This window comes from Kribbella sp. CA-294648, from assembly GCF_050943845.1.
Lineage (GTDB): Bacteria > Actinomycetota > Actinomycetes > Propionibacteriales > Kribbellaceae > Kribbella.
The window spans coordinates 3,765,278-3,781,358 of record NZ_CP191981.1 but is presented as its reverse complement, the minus strand read 5'-3'; the positions used below and the strand labels follow the sequence as shown (position 1 = coordinate 3,781,358).

Below are 16,081 nucleotides of genomic sequence, written 5' to 3'. Positions count from 1 at the left end.
CCACCGGGAAAGGGGGTTCAGGCCGCTGGGACCGCACCCAGTTGCCCGCGCAGGATTGAGGACAACAGCTCAACCCCTCCACAGTTTCTGAAAAGGACAACTCCCGTGACCCAGCTCAGCATTTCGCCACCAGCGGCCGCCGACCACCGCGGGCCGGTCACCGGTACCGAGCGCGCACTGGCGCCGGACCTGATCCGCGGTGGAATGCTGCTGCTGATCGGCCTGGCCAACGCCGCCAACTACGCCTTCGCCGGCCAGCCCGGCCTGAACGGCAGCCCGCACGGTCTCGAGCGGATGCTCAACTTCCTCAAGATCACCCTGGTCGACGCCAGGGCCTATCCGGTCTTCGCGGTGATGTTCGGCTACGGCCTGGTCCAGCTCGCTCGCCGCCAGCGCAACTCGGGCACCACCGCGAAGGGCGTACGGCGGATCCTGCTCAAGCGGAACGCCTGGCTGGTCGCCTTCGGTCTCGCCCACGCCACGTTCCTGTACTTCGGCGACTTCCTCGGCGCCTACGGATTGGTCGGCATCCTCTGCACGCTGGTACTGCTCAATCGAGGCGACAGGTTCCACAAGATCGTTCTGTGGATCTGGGGAGCCCAACTCGCCTACACCATCGTGCTGGCCGGCATGGCCCTGTTCGCGGTCTTCACCAGCTCGGGTCCGGCCCAGCCGGTCGAGAACAGGCCGAACCCGTCACTTGCCGCGACCAGCTACGCATCGAGTCTGGTTCACCGGCTGCAGGAGTACCCGACGCACACCGCGACCGTGCTCGGCTTCACCGTCATCGTCTGGCTCGGCATCTGGGCCGCTCGCCGGCAACTGCTGGAGAACCCCAACGCCCACAAGGCATTGCTGACTCGCGTTGCCGTCGTCTGCATGAGCATCACGGTCCTCGGTGGCACGCCACTCGCCCTGGTCGCGGCCGGCTGGCTGCACGTCGACGCTGCGGCTCTCGAGTCGGTGACCTTCCTGCAGAACGTCAGTGGGCAGTTCGGTGGCCCCGGGTACATCGCGCTCTTCGCCCTGCTGGTCGGCAAGCTCACCGCGAACCGCCGTCCCTCGGAACTCGGCCTGCCGGTGCAGGCGATCACCGCGCTCGGCCAGCGATCGATGACGGGGTACCTGTTCCAGTCGGTCGCGTGGTTGGTGCTGCTGGCGCCCTTCACGCTGAACCTCGGCGACCGCCTCGGCAGCACGGCCTTCACCGCCGCAGGTGTCGCAGTACTGGTCTGGACGGTCTCGGTGATCGGGGCCTACCAGATGAAGAAGCGTTCGTACCGCGGTCCGGCCGAAACGCTGCTCCGGAAGCTCACCTACTGACCACTCCCCCAGCCTCCTCCGGCAGGGCACCCCCCGACGGGTGTCCTGCCGGAGGCCTTCGTCATCGGCTTTGAAAGGATGGCGGCATGAACCACGACGACTTCGGCGTACCGGAACCGGAAAGCCTGACCGCGATGGGCGCCGCTGACGAGCCGATCGCCGAGTCGAGCGTGCGGCTGGCGCTGCCGGCCGAGGCGGATGCGATCGGCGAGATCCAGGTGGCCGCGTGGCGCCGCTCGTACGACGGCCTGCTGCCCGCGGACGTGCTCGCCGATCTGAACCCGGCGCAGTTCGCCGCGCAATGGCGGGCCGCGCTGATCGCTCCGGGCGAGGCCCGCAACCGGGTGATGGTCGCGCTGGCCGGCCGGACGCTGGTCGGCTTTGCCGCGATCACCGCCTCCGATGACCCGGATTCCGATCCGCGCCACGACGCCGTGATCGCCGAACTCGCCGTCGATCCCGAAGCGACCCGCGCCGGTCACGGTTCGCGGCTGCTGAACGCGGTCGTCGACACGATCCGCGCCGACGGCTTCAGCCGGGTGACCGTCTGGGTGAACTCGACGGACGACGTACTGCGCGCCTTCTACACCGAGGCCGGCTGGGCGGCCGACGGCGCGAGCCGCGAGCTCGACCTGTACGGCGACGGCTCGGTCCGGGTCAAGCAGGTCCGCTTGCACACGGACCCTTCTACGGAAGATTGAGGGCGAACCGCCGGCGATAGTCGCTCGGCGTCAATCCGGTACGCCGTCGGAGCTGGAGGCGCAGGTTCGTCGCCGTACCAAGACCGCATTGGCGTGCGACCGCATCGAGGCGAACCTCGCCGGCCTCCAGCAATCGGCAGGCCAGGGCGACCCGCTCCGCGGTCAGCCAGGCGAGCGGCGTCGTACCGAGTTCCGCCTGGAAGCGGCGATGCAGGGTGGCCTGGCTCATCGCCGCGTGATCCGCGATGTCGGCGATGGTCAGCGGGCTGGCCAGCTCCTCGCGAATCCAGGCGAGCAGCGGAGCCAGTGAGGTGTCGGCAACCACTGGCACCGGCTGATCGATGAACTGACGCTGGCCGCCGTCGCGATGGGCGGTGTAGACGAGCCGGCGGCTGACGGCGTTGGCGATCTCGGCGCCGTGGTCGCGGCGGATCAGGTGCAGGCCGAGATCGAGCGCCGCCGCACTTCCGGCCGCGGTGAGAACGTTGCCTTCATCAACGAACAGGACGTCGGGTTCCAGCTTCACTTCCGGATACATCGCACTGAAGAGCCCGGCCCAGCGCCAATGCGTGGTTGCCCGCCGCCCATCGAGTACGCCGGCCGCCGCCAGGGTGAAGGCTCCGGTGCAGAAGCTCACCAGCCTGGCGCCGCGCGCGGCAGCCCGGCGTACCGCGTCGAGCACTTCGGGTTTGGCCGTCGTCTCGGGGTCGGGCCGGTTCGGCACGATGACGGTGTCCGCGGTGTCGACCTGGTCGAGCCCGGCGACGCCGGTCAGCGTGAAGAAGCCGAAGTGCATGCCGATCGCCGGCTCCGGCGTACACAGGACCAGGTCGTACCACTCGCGGTCCAGCTCCGGGCGGCGCAGGCCGAACAGTTCGGTCGCGACGCCGAGCTCGAACGGGTTGGAGCCGTCGTCGACGATCGCCGCGACGCGATGCGAGGATTGTTTCGACATGTGCTATTCCTAGCACTCACGCCCGATCCCCGCAGCCGGTCACCCTGGACGGGTGACCAACGAACCGATCGACCTGCGGGCCGCCCTGTCCACCTTCGACGAGCTCTGGAGCCCGCGGATCGCCGCGCGGATCAACGACTACGACGTCCGCGTGACACACGTGAAGGGCTCCTACATCTGGCACGTGCACGACACCACCGACGAGCTCTTCCTGGTCCTCGAAGGTCAGCTCAGCATCGCCGTCCGCGATCCCGACGAGCGCGTCGTCTCACTGCCGGCCGGCTCGCTCTTCGTCGTACCGAAGGGCATCTACCACCGGCCCTTCTCCGACGGCGGCGCGCAGATCGTGGTGATCGACCCAGCCGGTACGCCGACCACCGGCGACACCCACGATCCGCTGCCGGACCACATCCAGACCCACACTGGCGTGGATCTCTAGACCGCCTGCAGCGAGCCGGCGGCGCGGAGCAGCAGGGTCTCGTAGACGGAGGGATCGTCGGCGGTGGCGATCGGGAAGCCGGTGCCGTAGTCGCCGGTGTAGTGGACCTCCACACCTGGGTTCGCCTGGTTCGTGCCGTCGGCCAGGAACAAGTGCGGGCTGCACTGGACGGTGTCGGTCTGGGAGATGACGAAGTCGGCCATCACCAACTTCCGGGCGCGGCCGTCGTCCAGCGCAGCCGCCAGGTGGTCGACGTCGACGACGGTCGTCTCGGCCGCGACGTCCAGCAGCACCGAACGCAGGCTGATGCACCGGCTGTCCAGCCAGAACGCCTTGCGCAACGCGAGATCCAGCGCCTCGCTCACTGCCAACCCTTGCTCCTTGGCGGCCTGGACCGCCTCGAGCGCCGGCAACGTGGTCGTCGGGTAGGACCAGTCGGGCGCCTGCCACAACTTCCACCCGGCCTCCGGATCGAGCCGGCCGATCGCCGACACCTCCGAGTCGGTCCCCGGCCGTGGACTGCTGTGCCCGTTCAGCAGTTCCAGCGGGAACGCGTGGTGATCGAATGCCACCACACCTTCGAGCCCGAGCCGGGCCCGCGTCGCGTGCAGCCGGTGGACAGCAAGATGAGCAAACGAGCACCAGATGTCCGAGAACACGACGATGGTCCCCGGCGCGACAGCAACAGTCATGAGTTTTCCCTTCACCACAACGAAAACCCACCGTAGCACAGATCCGGACTGCAGTCCGGTTCAGGCGACGCAGAACTCGTTTCCCTCGGGATCCTGCATCACCAGGTGGAAGCCGTCCGGTTCGTCGACCCGCCGGGCGACCGTCGCGCCCAGCCCGATCAGCCGCTCCCCTTCCTCCTCGACCTTCACCCGCCGGCTGTCACCGCCGAGGCCCGGCGCCACCTTGATGTCCAGATGCAGCCGGTTCTTACCGGCCTTGGGCTCCGGCACCTTGAGGAAGAAGATGTCCGGCCGATCGCGCACCTTGTCGACCAGCGTCCGCCCGGTCGGCCGCTGCTCCTCCGGAATCCCTTGCGCATCAGCCCACTCCGGCCAACTACTGAAGCCGTCCGGCACCTGCATCGGATAGTCGTACCCACCGAGCGCCTCCCGCCAGAACTCCGCAACCCGATCAGGATCCGCACAGTCAAAAACCACATGAAGATCGAAGGCCGTCATTTCGTCACCATCCCAGCACGGTAGAGGTCGCGCAGCAGGCAGATCTCCGCGCCGTGATGCATCACTTCGCGGTTGAGGTGGGTAATGAGGGCCAGCATCGAGTCGTCGGCGAACGGGCCGCCGTTCGGCCCGAGAGGTCGCATCAGGCCATCGTCGTCGAGGGCCCGGATGGCGTCGTGCCAGCGGCCGTACCAGTGGTCGAGGAAGGCGAGGCCGGCGTCCGCAGTACCGGGGAGGTCTGACGGGATGTGGCGTGGATCGAACATCGGCGCGTCGACCGCGTCGTCGAAGAAGGTGCTCACCCGGGTCGCGAAGCAGCCGACGCCGATGTGCACCAGTCGCCAGGCGATCGTCGGCACCGGCGGGGGCGACGGCTCGTCACCGTAGTCGGCGACCACCCTGCCGGCGGCATCCCGATGCACCGTCCAACTCGGCTGAGCCGGCTCCCACAGGTACTCCTCGTCCGTCAGCCCGTCGAGGCGTGGGCGTAGGTGCACGTCCCAGTAGAACTCCAACTGTCCGATCAGCAACTCGCCACAAGTGCTCATGCGAAGGAACCTAGAGGCTGGCGCCGACATCTAGGGGGTTGCGGGGGCCCGGCAGGGCGGCCGGGCTCTCGCGGTGAGCTGGTTGTCAGCGTTCTTCGATCAGGTCGAGGCGTTCGACGGTGGCGTCGGCTACCAAGGCGAAGGCTGCTTGCGCCTGGGGTAGTTGCGGGGCCGTGGCTACTGCCGCTTGGAGGGCTTCGTCCGACTCCCAGCGCCACAGGTCGAGCCAGGTGCTGTCGTCGGCCTTGGCCAGGCGGGTTTCGACCAGGCCCGGGTACGTCGCGCGGACGGCGTCGATCAACTCGGCGCGAACCTTCAGCATCTCGGGCTGCTCGACCGACGGCTTGAGGGTGAAGCGGGTCAGGCGCAGAATCGTCATCGCAAACTCCTTGTAGTTGAACTCTAGTGAATGACTCTAGAGGTACACTACAACCATGAAGGCGGTCAAGAAGGTCGACGGGCGCTCCGAGAAGGCGCGGCAGACCCGCGCGCGCATCCTCGATGCGGCGGGAGTGCTGTTCCTGCGCGATGGCTATGGCGCAACGGCGTTGCAGGACATCGCCGACGAGGCCGGCTGCGCGGTGCAGACGATCTACTACAGCTTCGGCAACAAGCAGACGGTCCTGAAGGAGCTGGTCGACCGCACGATTGCGGGCGACGACCAGCCCGTGGCGACCATGGACCGGGCCTGGTTCCGCGAGGCGATGGAGGCAGCGACGGCCGCCGAACACCTCCGGCTTCATATCAGCGCCACGCGGGCAGTCCTCGAGCGAGTCGCCCCGATCATGAAGGTCCTCGAGGCAGCCGCGGCGACGGACCCCGGGATCGCGGCACTGTGGCCCGACCAGGAGGATCCCCGCCTCACCGTCCAGACCGCGGCCGCCACCAGTCTCCTCGGCAAACCGGGCGCCCGATCGGATCTCACCGTCGACCGCGCCGCCGACCTCCTCTTCGGCCTGCTCAGCCCCGAGCTGTACCTGCTGCTCGTCGCCAACCGCCGATGGTCGCCGGCGGACTGGGAGACCTGGACCCGGCAAACCCTCGAAACCCAGCTCTGCGAGCCAAATAAGAGGGCCTAGCCTCCAGAGATCGGCGCCGGGCCGGGGGTGGTGCTCGACCGCGAACTGCTGACATGACAGATTGCGACGGTCCGATCACGCTTGGCCATCCGTTGGAGGATGTATGAAGTTCCGTACCCTGGCCGCCGGCCTCGGTATCAGCGCCACCGCCCTGTTCGCGATCCCGGGCTCGGGAGCGACAGCCTCGCTCCAGGCCGGTACTGCGACCGTGCAGAGCGGACCCAACCAGGTGGCCAACCGGTATCTGAAACAGAAACCGGTCTGGAAACAGTGCGGCGACCCGGAGTACCGCACCTTCTGCGCCAAGATCGCCGCGCCCCGCGACTGGTCGAACCAGTACGCCGGCAACGACATCGAGATCGCCGTCAGCAAGGTCACTCCCGTCGGCAACACCAAGCCCAGCCGGGTCGTGTTCGGCAACCCCGGCGGTCCCGGCGGCCCAGGGCTGGGTATGGCGCCCTACCTGGCCTCCCAGCCCGGCATCGGCAAGAACCACCTCTTCGTCGGCTTCGACCCGCGGGGCACCGGCGACAGCACCAACGTCAGCTGCAAAGGCGCCCCCGGCTTCACCATGGACGCGCGCGACCGGGACAGCGACAACCTCGACCTGATCGCCGAGGCCTCCAACCTCGCCAAGCCGTACTGCGAACGGCAGTCGCGCGGCCTGCTCCCCTACGTCAACACCCTGCAGACCGTCCAGGACATCGACCTGATCCGCCAGTTGCTCGGCTACGACAAGATCGACTGGGTCGGCTACTCGGGCGGCACCTGGCTAGGCGCCTACTACCAGACCTATTTCCCGGCCCACGTCGGCCGTTTCGTGCTCGACTCGAACACCGACTTCACCCGGCCGTGGTCGGACACCTTCCAGGCTCAGCCGGAGGGGTTCGAACGCCGCTTCCGGGAGGACTTCGCACCCTGGGCCGCGAAGTATGACGACCAGCTCCATCTGGGTTCGTCACCACGCTTGGTGATCAGGACCTATGAGCGGCTCCGCCGGGAACTCAAAAGGAAGCCGGCCGTCGAGGAGTTCATGGACGGCTCGGTACAGCTCAGCTACGACCAGAATACGCTCGACAACCTGATCGCCAGCGATATGTATACAAAGGCGGATTTCCAGTCACTGGCCCTCGATCTCGCATTTCTCCGGGAACTGTCCGCCGCCCAAGCGGCCGGCGGACCGAAGGCCGCGCAACGCAAGGTCGACGCCTTGCCGCTCGCGCGTCAGCACCAGCTCGTCCAGCGCGCGACCCGCGGTACGGTCGGGCTGCCGACGATCGCCCGGGCCTTCGCCGACGATGCCGATGACGCCACCTTCACCGCGGTCACCTGCAACGACACCCCCTGGCCACAGGGGCGCGACTACGGCGACCAGCTCGCCGCACGCCTCGGACCGAAGTACCCGCTGCTCGGCTGGGGCATGAACGAGAACCCCTGCTTGTACTGGGATCGGCCCGCCCTCGACATGCCGACGCCGACCGGCAAAGGCTTGCCGACCACGTTGATGGTGCAGTCGCAACACGACCCGGCCACCAACGTCTCGCTGGCCGCCTCGGCTCACCGCCGGTACGCCGGATCGCGGCTGCTCACCATCACCGGCGAGGGCGACCACGGCATCTACGGTGGCGTCAACAAGTGCGCGGACAAGATCATCAACACCTTCCTCACCACCGGCGTGGCCCCGGCCAAGGACCTCAGCTGCAAGGGCGAGGGAATTCCGGCACCGTCGCTGGGGGAATCGGAATCCGAGCCGCAGGACGCGCCACTGCGGCGGATCACCGGATTCACCAAAGCAGTCTCGGGATATCTTCACTGACGTACCGTCTCGGGGTGAAGGAACTGTTTGAATTCGGCACGGAAAGCAAACACCCCAATACGGTCGGCGAGATTGTGATCAGGCCTTCGTTGTCACCCGCGACTTGTCAGGGCGATGTCAGGGTAGCGTCCCTGTGCGACAGAGCGTGACCACGGCAACCTTGAGTCAGCGCGGGAGAACCAAGCGGGTGGCGGGGAGGGCCCACTGCTTGGCTCACATCGCCGAACGGGCTTCGGCCGGCTGTGGGGTGGGGGGACTGCCTGGGGGGTCAGACAGACACAGCCGGCCGGGACCCGTTCAACGATGAGCGTCCCGGCTCCGAGATCCCTCGCGAGGTACCTTCGATCCCCCAGGTCGTGGTGCCTCGCGAGGCTTTGTCGTGTCTGCAGGACCGGTTTGCCGTGGTCATCAACGGCAGTTTGCCGTGATCAGCGATGGCGGTCCAGGTACTGCGCCTGGTACAGCGACGGCGGGAACAGTCCGGTCCGGTTCGCACCTTCGATGTAGCCGGCCGGCTGGCTGAACGGGCCGTCTCCGGTGACCACGCCGCGGCAGCCGATCGCGTAGTTCTGCGCTGTCGGCGGTTTCTGGACGACGAGCCTGGCCGTTGCGGTGTCGCAGTTCCAGCCGACCGAATGCACGGTCGCCCAGCCATGGCCGGTGCCGTAGTCGCCTCGGTTGTAGATGCCCAGCGCGAGGTTGACCTGTGGCGCGATGTCACGGTGGTTGTCCCAGAGCAGGCCTTGGCTCCACCGCCGGTGTCCTTCACTCGACGCGAGGGCACCTTCCGAAGTACCGCGCAGGAAGACGATGCCCGAGGCGCTGCTCGTTCCGTTCGAGATGAAGGCGTGCCGGGCCTTGCTGGCATGGCAGTCCGCGAACAGCACCTGCTGGGAGAACGCCTCGCAGTTGAAGTTGTAGCGCAGTCCCCCGGTGATCACCGAGGCCGGATCGAGGGCACGGCAGTTGCGCACCGTCACGCGGGTCGCCTCGTAGGTCTCCACGCCGGCCTTGGCGAAGTGCAGGAACGTGCTGTCCCGCACCCAGGCGTCCTCGACCTGACGGACCTTCACCCCGACCCACGCGTGCGCCTCATCCAGGTCCGGATCACCGGCGAACTGGATGTCGATCCGCAGACTTTCGACACCGACGCCGGTCACCAGGCCGGCGCGGTCCCAGACGTACAGGTAGGACTGGGAGAGATTCCGTCGCAGGTGATCGAACAGCGGTACGTCGACGGTGACGGTGTTGCCGCGGATCGACTGGACGTAGCGGTTGGCGATGATCGGCTGACTGTCGACGGTCCAGCCTGCGTCCGTCGCCGTACCGCCATGGTCGACCGCAGCCAGCCACGCCTCCGTGCACGGATGGACCACGATGATGTTGTCGCCTCGCTTGAGCGCACTCGCGTCGGCGACTTCGAACGAGCGCGAGCCCACCTGGACCCATTGACTCGTGATGTCGGTCCGGGTGCCCGGCACCTGGCCGCGCCAGCCGGTGTTCGCTCCCCCGCCGCCGAGCACGATCACGTCCCGCGCGACAGGTGTGTTGCCCGTCGCCTGGATGATGGTGTGCCGCGCCGGATCGGCGCCGTCGCCGGAGCCGCGCAGTACGACGCCCGAGCGGTTGACGCGCAGCGTGCCGCCGACCGGATAGTTGCCTGGGGCAAGCAGTACGGCGCCGCGGAAGCCGGTGGCGTCCGGCGTTCGCAGGCCGACCTGGTCGATCGCGGCCTGCAGGTGCGCGGTGTTGTCGCCCTTGACCGGCTCGACCCTCTTCACCGTCCGGACGTGCGGGATCGGGCTGTCACCGTTCTTGTAGCCGGCGTGGCTGAAGTCGGGGATGCGGTTCCCCTCGGCGTCGGCGGTGTAGACGAGCCGGTACTTCGCGTCGTACCTGACCAGTTTTGATTGCCACAGGCCACTGGTCTTCGGGGTGCTCCCGGTCGCCTGGCTGATACCGAGCGAGTTCAACGCCGCTCCCCCGGCCACGACTCCCCCGGCTCCGAGCAGACTCCTCCTACTGAACGTCGTCATCGAGCACCTTCCTGATGGGCGGATCAGAATGCCCATCCTGAGGCCGCTCGCGCCGCCTGGCAAGCGCTTACCGGCGCGTCGCGGGACTGACTCAGCAGCAGGCGGAGTTGGCGCAGCGGCGGCTCTGGAGGCGAAGCAGCTGGTGCTTGGTGAGTGGCCGGTCAGAAGTGGGTGGAGCGGTCCGGGGTGCCGCCGGTGCCTGGGTAGCCGTCGGCTACCGCGGCCAGGGGTGCCGCACGCCCCGCGGACCAGGCAGCGCGGAAGGCGCGCCGGTCCAGTGTCTGCTCGATCGCACGACGCGTCGCGAGCAGATCCGGCTTCTCGACCTCGGGCACCGGCGCGCCGATCACCTCACGGATCCCGTCCGCGGCACCGATCAAGAAGGCCGCGTACTCCGTCCGGTCGCGCTGCTGAGCGACCGTCGCCAACTCTTCCAGCACACTCGCCGAGCGCCAGCGGTCGCCGAGATCGCGATGCTCGGCGAGGCTCTCGTCGAGCAGATGCACCGCACGATCGATGAACCCGCGGCGGCGCTCGACGATGCCCAACTGGTTGAGCGACCAGGCGACGCCTTCGCGATACCCGAGCCGCTGCGACAGCGCGAGACTCTCGGTCAGCAGGTCCTCGGCCTCGGTGAGTTCTCCGCTGTACTGCGCGATCGTGCCGAGGCTGATCAGCGACCAGGCCAGCCCTTCGCCGTCACCGAGCACCCGGAAGCTGTCCCGCGCCCGGCGGCAGCGCCGAGCCGCGATCTCCAGATCCCCGCGCAACCAGGCAACGAACCCGAGATGGTTGTGCGCCCAGGACATCCCCGACCGATCGCCGAGACTCTCGAACAGGTCGTAGCTCTGGCAGTGCAGGTTCTCGGCGGTGACGTAGTCGCCACGCTCGCGGGCCACTCCCCCGAGCCGCTGCATGACCAGCGCAGTACCGGCTGTGTCCCCGAGTTCCTTGTACTGCGCGAGCGCCGACTCGAGCCGGGTCGTGGCCACGTCGTACTCGCATTGCAGGAACGCCAGCATCCCCGCCCCGAGCAACGCCTTCGCCCGGTACTGCGGCTCGACGCCGGCCGTGCCGCGCAGGGCCAGCGCGCGTTCGAGCCACTCGCCACCCTCGGCGTAGTGGCCGCGGAGGTAGCAGAACAACCACAGTTCACCCGCGAGACGGACGGCCTCGCCCGCGGTACCGGATCGCAGCGACCACGCCATCGCGGCGCGGAGGTTGTCGAGCTCGCTGTCGAGCCGGTCGAGCCATTCGGCCTGGTCGGCGCCGCGGAGGTGATGCTCGGCCTCTTCCGCGAGCGCGATGTAGAACGCCGCATGATGCTGTGCCGCCTCTTCGCCCCGGCCGCTCGCGGCCAGCTGACCCGCGGCGAACTCGCGGATCACGGCGAGCATGTCGTACCGCGCGATGCCGCGGTCACGGCTGACCCGGATCAGCGACTTGTCGACGAGCCGGCTGGTCAGGTCGAGCGCCCTCGCCCGCTCCAGCGGACCGGGCACCACCGAACCCGACAGCACCGACGCCGCCGCGTTCAGGGTCCAGCCGCCGGCGAAGACCGACAGCAACGCGAACAGTTCGCGCTCCGGCGGGGTCAGCAGGTCGTGGCTCCACTCGATCGCGCCGTACAGGGACTGCTGCCGCGGACTCGCGGTGCTGGCGCCACCGGCGAGGATGCCGAACGACGTCTCCAGTTCGGTGGCGAGCTCTTCGACGGTCAGCACGTTCGTGCGGGCGGCGGCCAGCTCGATCGCGAGCGGCATGCCCTCCAGCCGGCGGACGACGCGGGCGACCTGATCGAGCTGCCCGGCCGGCGCGTTGCCACGCGCGGTGGCCCGGTCGACGAAGAGCTTCACCGCGGGCGAGTCGTCCAGCTCGTCGTCGGAATCCGGCAGAGCGAGCGGCGGTACGACGTACACGCTCTCGCCGCCGATGCGCAGGAGTTCGCGACTGGAGGTGAGGATCGACAGGTTCGGGCAGGACTCCAGCAGCGCCGCACAGATCGTCGCAACCTCGCCGACCACATGCGCGCAGTTGTCGACCACGAGCAGCAGGGTGCGCCGGCCGATGTGCTCGGCGATCTCCTGGACCAGCCGGCCCGCGTCGAGCGGATGCAGGCCCAGGGAGGCCGCCACCGCCGGAGCGACTCCGGCTTTGTCAGAGACCGGGGCGAGCGGCACCCAGCAGGCGCCGTCCTCGAAACGGTGGGCAACGGCCGCGGCGACGCCCAGCATCAACCGCGTCTTCCCGACGCCTCCGGGACCGCTCAGAGTCGTCAGCCGGGCGACTCGGTCGCCGACCAGCCGGGCGGCCATGGCCAGCTCGTCCGCGCGGCCGACGAGCTCGTTGGCAGGGACGGGAACGGCCCGCATCGCCGCCGCGGATCCGGCGTCGCCGTCCCGGCGAGCGGCGGCGGTGAGCTGTGCGCGCTCGGGCGCGCCGAGGTGGAGAGCGTCTCCGAGCAGCCTCAGCGTGTGTGGTCTGGGCGCTCGTCGGCGACCTCGCTCCAGCGCCGCGATGGCGTCGACGCTCACGCCGGCGAGCTCCGCCAGTCCCTCCTGCGACAGTCCGGCCTCGCGCCGGTGCCGCCGGAGCAGATCGCCGAAACCCGTTGCCTGGGCGTCGTCCGAGCCGCGGCGAGACCCGTCTGAAGGCAAAGGACGGCCCACCCAGTCTCCGACCTCGTCCGTGGCGGTTGCCACGCACACCCCGAAGGTATCCCGTTCCGCACCGGGTTGTCAGGCGATGTAGTCCGTTCCCAGCCAACTCCCAGGAAACTCCCGGCTCACCGCCTCACCGGCTCCCGGCTCCGGCTCCGGCTCAGCGGTTCCCGGACCAGCGGCCGGCGTCGGCTCCCGGCTCACCGGCCGGCGTGGTGGGCGATTGCCGTGCGCATCGAAGAGCGGGCTCGTTTGCGGTCACCGGCCGCGTCGTACGCGGTCGACAGCCGGAACCAGACCCGCCAGTCGTCCGGCGCCGCCTCGGCCTCGCCCTTGTACTTCGCGAAGGCCGCGTCCGCCGCGGCTCGGTCGATCCGCCCCGACGGCCGCCTGGGCAGATCGTCGACAGGCAGCCCGCCCGACGCGGCCAGCTCTCGGGCGAGCACCTCGGTCTGCCGACCGAACTGGACCTCGCGCCAGACCAGGTAAAGCCCGACGATCGGGATCACCAGGACCGCGATCCCGAGCCCCACCGCGACCGGGTCACCCGTGCCGATCAGCAGGACGCCGCGCCAGCCGAGCAGCCCGGCGTACGCGACGAAGACCACCGCGATCACGGCGACTGTGCCCTTCGGCTTCACCAGCGCAGACATCTTCAGCCGAGGTCCAGGAAGTGCTCCAGCCCGACCGTCAGGCCGGGGGTCGCCACGATCTTCCGTACGCCGAGCAGCACGCCGGCCATGAACGACTCGCGATGCATCGAGTCGTGCCGGATCGTCAGAGTCTCGCCGACATCGCCGAACAGGACCTCCTGGTGCGCGACCAGACCGCGTGCCCGGACTCCGTGCACGCGGATGCCGTCGATGTCAGCACCGCGAGCACCCTCGACGCCGGTGCTGGTGGCGTCCGGGATCGGACCGGATCCGGCCTCCCGGCGGGCTTCCGCGATCAGCTGGGCGGTGCGCTGCGCAGTACCGGAGGGTGCGTCGACCTTGTCGGGGTGGTGCAACTCGATGATCTCGACCGATTCGTAGTACGGCGCGGCCTTGGCGGCGAACTGCATCATCAGCACCGCACCGATGGAGAAGTTGGCGGCGATCAGTACGCCGGTCCCGGCGCTCGCCTCGAGTTGCGTACGCAGCGTGGCCAGCCGCTCCTCGGTGAAGCCGGTGGTGCCCACGACGGCGTGGATGCCGTGCTCGATGCACCAGGCAAGGTTGTCCATCACGACCTCGGGCCGGGTGAAGTCGACCACCACCTCGGCGCCGGAGGCGGTCAGCTCGGACAGCTCGTCGCCCTGGTCGATCGCGGCGACCAGCTCCAGGTCATCGGCGGCCTCCACGGCCTGGCACGTCTGAGCGCCCATCTTCCCCTTGGCACCCAGCACCGCAACCTTGATCATCCGTACCCTTCCCTAGCGCACACCGGTCTTGCCAAGGATCTCACTGGGCCTCGCGGGGCTTGCTGTCAGGGAGTCTGCGTGGTCAGTTCGGCGGTCGGGACGTAGATCTGCAGGTTCATCGTGCTGGCCGGCGGGGCGATCAACTTGTAGTCGGCCTTGAAGTCCAGCCCGCAGCTGCGGAGCGTGTCGATCTCCAAGGGGGTGACCCGGCGGTTGAAGAACAGCAGCGGCGGACGGTTGCCCGGCCAGGGCTCCTTGGTCGAACAGACTTCCGTGATGCCCGCCGCGGTCCGTTGACGTTCCTTCGGCGCCACCCAGGCTTCGCCGAACGGCCGGCCGCCGAGCATCAAGATGATGCCGGCCATCTTGTCGAAGGCGATGATCGGACGCCCGGACGGCGTCGTGTACGGCTTCAGCAAGGTGTCAAGCGCTCGGTATTCGTCGGCCGTCTCCCGGGTCAGCTTGAGGTCGCTGAGCGGCTCGATCCCCGTCGCCGTGGTCAGGTCGCGGAGCGGTGGGGATCGGTAGGGGTTGACGGTCAGGCCGCTGTACGTGATCGCCGCGACGGCGACGAGCGCGCCGACGCTCGCCAGCGCAGTCGTCGTACGGGCGACCGCTGGCGCCTTGTCGATGCTCGTCAGGACGGCGATCATCACCGCGGCCCAGACGGCGAACGCGTTGAAGCCGTTCATGTAGATCGCGGTGTTTGTCCCGAACGCCTGCATGAACGGCAGCACGGTGAGCAGGCCGAGGATGACCCACGCCCGCGCGTTCTCCTTGCCAGGCGACCATTGCCGGGTGATCAGGGCGACGACGGTGGTGATGACAGCGACCAGCACTGCGGCCATGAGGGGCACCTGGTACTTGCCGTTGTTGATCGCGCCGCCGTCGAGCCCGCCCTCGGTGAAGGTGCGGTAGATCGACAAGGCGAGGGCTGCCGCGGTGAGCAACCACGCGCCGGTTCGTAGTACGGGCTGGCGGGCGACAACGGCAAAACCCGCCGCGATGAGCAGCAGAAAGTGCTGCTTGATCGTCTCGCCGGCGAGCTTGCCGGCTGTGGTCAGGTACATCTCCACCAGGTCGGCCGGGGCGTAGGAGGTGCCGGCGATGAAGCGGTTGACCGCGAGGATGCCGGGAATCGCTTCCGTCAACGGCACCACCAGGAGGTGCACGGCCACGGCCACCCCGGTCGCGCCCACCAAGGCCCAGAAGATGCCTCGGGCAACTGCTTGGGAACCCTGCGCAGTGAGCACAACCACCGCCGCGGCGACGATCAGCGCAAGCACCGCCGCCGACGACCACTTGGTAAACACCATCACGGTGATCAGCCCGCCGGCGAGGAGGAACGCCCAGATCGGCGGCTTGCGATCCTTCTCGATCGCGGTCGCGGCCCAGAGCACACATGAGACCACACTGAGCGAACCGAGCAGGATGACATCGTTGTACCCCGGACTCATCGGCAGCCAGCTGTACATCATCCCGCCCGCCGCCACGATCACGGCGATCCCGGCGACCTCCCACAGCTTGGTTTGCGGCGCGTCAGGGCGGCGCACCCGCAGCCACCGCATGAAGCTCCAGCCGAAGAACGCATGCCCGACCACTACCGTCCCGAGCCGGAACAGCCGAAGACTGACAATGTCGTGCCGCAGGAACTCAAAGATCGGACCGTAGACGTACTGCATCCCGGTCAACGCCAGAGGATTGCTGTCCCACCAGGTGTAGGACAGCAGGTAATACCCCTCGTCAGTGGTGTCGAACCCATGCCCAACAGTCCGCGCAACAGCAGCCACCCACACCGCCATCACCACACACGCAACACCAACCACACCCCAAAGCACCCCACGAACACGCAACGTGACCCGCTCAGCGCTCTCGGCAATCACTTCGGAACTCACTGGAGAACCCTAGTCCGCGGACGCCGAGCGCCGGCAG

General features: G+C 68.3%; 15 protein-coding genes. 5 read left to right on the top strand and 10 right to left on the bottom strand.

What is annotated here, in order from left to right:
- Positions 1-105 precede the first annotated feature (105 nt).
- Together ACQPYM_RS17980 and ACQPYM_RS17975 are read left to right on the top strand one after the other, a co-directional pair.
- Entirely contained in the window at positions 106-1,323 is a 1,218-nt protein-coding gene (locus ACQPYM_RS17980; RefSeq protein ID WP_433022061.1) for a DUF418 domain-containing protein, read from the top strand.
- Positions 1,324-1,409: 86 nt separating this feature from the next.
- Positions 1,410-2,024, top strand: a complete 615-nt coding sequence (locus tag ACQPYM_RS17975) for a GNAT family N-acetyltransferase (protein ID WP_433022059.1) — start codon at positions 1,410-1,412, stop codon at positions 2,022-2,024.
- Here the strand turns inward: ACQPYM_RS17975 and ACQPYM_RS17970 are convergent.
- Positions 2,011-2,979: a helix-turn-helix domain-containing protein gene (locus tag ACQPYM_RS17970; protein WP_433022057.1), complete on the bottom strand. Its 969-nt coding sequence runs from the start codon at positions 2,977-2,979 to the stop codon at positions 2,011-2,013. The two genes, ACQPYM_RS17975 and ACQPYM_RS17970, sit on opposite strands and share 14 nt — an antisense overlap.
- Positions 2,980-3,031: 52 nt before the next feature.
- Here ACQPYM_RS17970 and ACQPYM_RS17965 point away from each other — a divergent pair, with 52 nt between their 5' ends.
- Entirely contained in the window at positions 3,032-3,418 is a 387-nt protein-coding gene (locus tag ACQPYM_RS17965; protein WP_433022055.1) for a cupin domain-containing protein, read from the top strand.
- On the opposite strand, the gene ACQPYM_RS17960 is transcribed toward ACQPYM_RS17965, so the two are convergent.
- From ACQPYM_RS17960 to ACQPYM_RS17945, 4 genes are all read right to left on the bottom strand, one after another.
- Positions 3,415-4,110, bottom strand: coding sequence for a DsbA family oxidoreductase (locus ACQPYM_RS17960; RefSeq protein WP_433022053.1), 696 nt, complete (start codon positions 4,108-4,110; stop codon positions 3,415-3,417). The two genes, ACQPYM_RS17965 and ACQPYM_RS17960, sit on opposite strands and share 4 nt — an antisense overlap.
- A gap of 60 nt (positions 4,111-4,170) precedes the next feature.
- On the bottom strand, positions 4,171-4,608 hold the full coding sequence (locus ACQPYM_RS17955) for a VOC family protein (RefSeq protein ID WP_433022051.1): 438 nt from the start codon (positions 4,606-4,608) through the stop codon (positions 4,171-4,173).
- Positions 4,605-5,156, bottom strand: coding sequence for a DinB family protein (locus ACQPYM_RS17950; RefSeq protein ID WP_433022049.1), 552 nt, complete (start codon positions 5,154-5,156; stop codon positions 4,605-4,607). Before ACQPYM_RS17950 ends, ACQPYM_RS17955 begins: the two co-directional genes overlap by 4 nt.
- Positions 5,157-5,241: 85 nt before the next feature.
- Positions 5,242-5,535 (bottom strand): hypothetical protein, encoded by a 294-nt coding sequence (locus ACQPYM_RS17945; protein ID WP_433022047.1) that lies wholly within the window; start codon positions 5,533-5,535, stop codon positions 5,242-5,244.
- 55 nt (positions 5,536-5,590) lie between these two features.
- On the opposite strand from ACQPYM_RS17945, the gene ACQPYM_RS17940 reads away from it, so the two are divergent.
- On the top strand, positions 5,591-6,235 hold the full coding sequence (locus ACQPYM_RS17940; protein WP_433022045.1) for a TetR/AcrR family transcriptional regulator: 645 nt from the start codon (positions 5,591-5,593) through the stop codon (positions 6,233-6,235).
- Positions 6,236-6,338: 103 nt separating this feature from the next.
- On the top strand, positions 6,339-8,051 hold the full coding sequence (locus ACQPYM_RS17935) for an alpha/beta hydrolase (protein ID WP_433022043.1): 1,713 nt from the start codon (positions 6,339-6,341) through the stop codon (positions 8,049-8,051).
- A 428-nt stretch (positions 8,052-8,479) separates the two neighbouring features.
- Here the strand turns inward: ACQPYM_RS17935 and ACQPYM_RS17930 are convergent, their stop codons facing one another.
- The 5 genes from ACQPYM_RS17930 to ACQPYM_RS17910 form a co-directional block, all read right to left on the bottom strand.
- Entirely contained in the window at positions 8,480-10,087 is a 1,608-nt protein-coding gene (locus ACQPYM_RS17930) for a hypothetical protein (RefSeq protein WP_433022041.1), read from the bottom strand.
- Between the two features lie 161 nt (positions 10,088-10,248).
- Positions 10,249-12,789, bottom strand: a complete 2,541-nt coding sequence (locus ACQPYM_RS17925; protein WP_433022039.1) for an ATP-binding protein — start codon at positions 12,787-12,789, stop codon at positions 10,249-10,251.
- A gap of 158 nt (positions 12,790-12,947) precedes the next feature.
- Positions 12,948-13,400 (bottom strand): hypothetical protein, encoded by a 453-nt coding sequence (locus ACQPYM_RS17920; RefSeq protein WP_433022037.1) that lies wholly within the window; start codon positions 13,398-13,400, stop codon positions 12,948-12,950.
- Positions 13,401-13,402: 2 nt separating this feature from the next.
- The gene (gene dapB, locus ACQPYM_RS17915) at positions 13,403-14,149 is read right to left on the bottom strand and encodes a 4-hydroxy-tetrahydrodipicolinate reductase (RefSeq protein WP_433022035.1); all 747 of its coding nucleotides are present in this window, start codon (positions 14,147-14,149) and stop codon (positions 13,403-13,405) included.
- A gap of 65 nt (positions 14,150-14,214) precedes the next feature.
- Positions 14,215-16,044 carry a hypothetical protein gene (locus ACQPYM_RS17910; RefSeq protein WP_433022033.1) on the bottom strand — a complete coding sequence of 610 codons (1,830 nt, stop codon included), beginning with the start codon at positions 16,042-16,044 and terminating at the stop codon, positions 14,215-14,217.
- Between the last annotated feature and the right edge of the window lie 37 nt (positions 16,045-16,081).

Excerpts from the sequence above, each read along its gene's own strand:
- ACQPYM_RS17975 (WP_433022059.1), top strand. The coding sequence starts at position 1,410 with ATGAACCACGACGACTTCGGCGTACCGGAACCGGAAAGCCTGACCGCG.
- ACQPYM_RS17970 (WP_433022057.1), bottom strand. The coding sequence starts at position 2,979 with ATGTCGAAACAATCCTCGCATCGCGTCGCGGCGATCGTCGACGACGGC.
- ACQPYM_RS17960 (WP_433022053.1), bottom strand. The coding sequence starts at position 4,110 with ATGACTGTTGCTGTCGCGCCGGGGACCATCGTCGTGTTCTCGGACATC.
- ACQPYM_RS17955 (WP_433022051.1), bottom strand. The coding sequence starts at position 4,608 with ATGACGGCCTTCGATCTTCATGTGGTTTTTGACTGTGCGGATCCTGAT.
- ACQPYM_RS17950 (WP_433022049.1), bottom strand. The coding sequence starts at position 5,156 with ATGAGCACTTGTGGCGAGTTGCTGATCGGACAGTTGGAGTTCTACTGG.
- ACQPYM_RS17945 (WP_433022047.1), bottom strand. The coding sequence starts at position 5,535 with ATGACGATTCTGCGCCTGACCCGCTTCACCCTCAAGCCGTCGGTCGAG.
- ACQPYM_RS17940 (WP_433022045.1), top strand. The coding sequence starts at position 5,591 with ATGAAGGCGGTCAAGAAGGTCGACGGGCGCTCCGAGAAGGCGCGGCAG.
- ACQPYM_RS17935 (WP_433022043.1), top strand. The coding sequence starts at position 6,339 with ATGAAGTTCCGTACCCTGGCCGCCGGCCTCGGTATCAGCGCCACCGCC.
- ACQPYM_RS17930 (WP_433022041.1), bottom strand. The coding sequence starts at position 10,087 with ATGACGACGTTCAGTAGGAGGAGTCTGCTCGGAGCCGGGGGAGTCGTG.
- ACQPYM_RS17920 (WP_433022037.1), bottom strand. The coding sequence starts at position 13,400 with ATGTCTGCGCTGGTGAAGCCGAAGGGCACAGTCGCCGTGATCGCGGTG.
- dapB (WP_433022035.1), bottom strand. The coding sequence starts at position 14,149 with ATGATCAAGGTTGCGGTGCTGGGTGCCAAGGGGAAGATGGGCGCTCAG.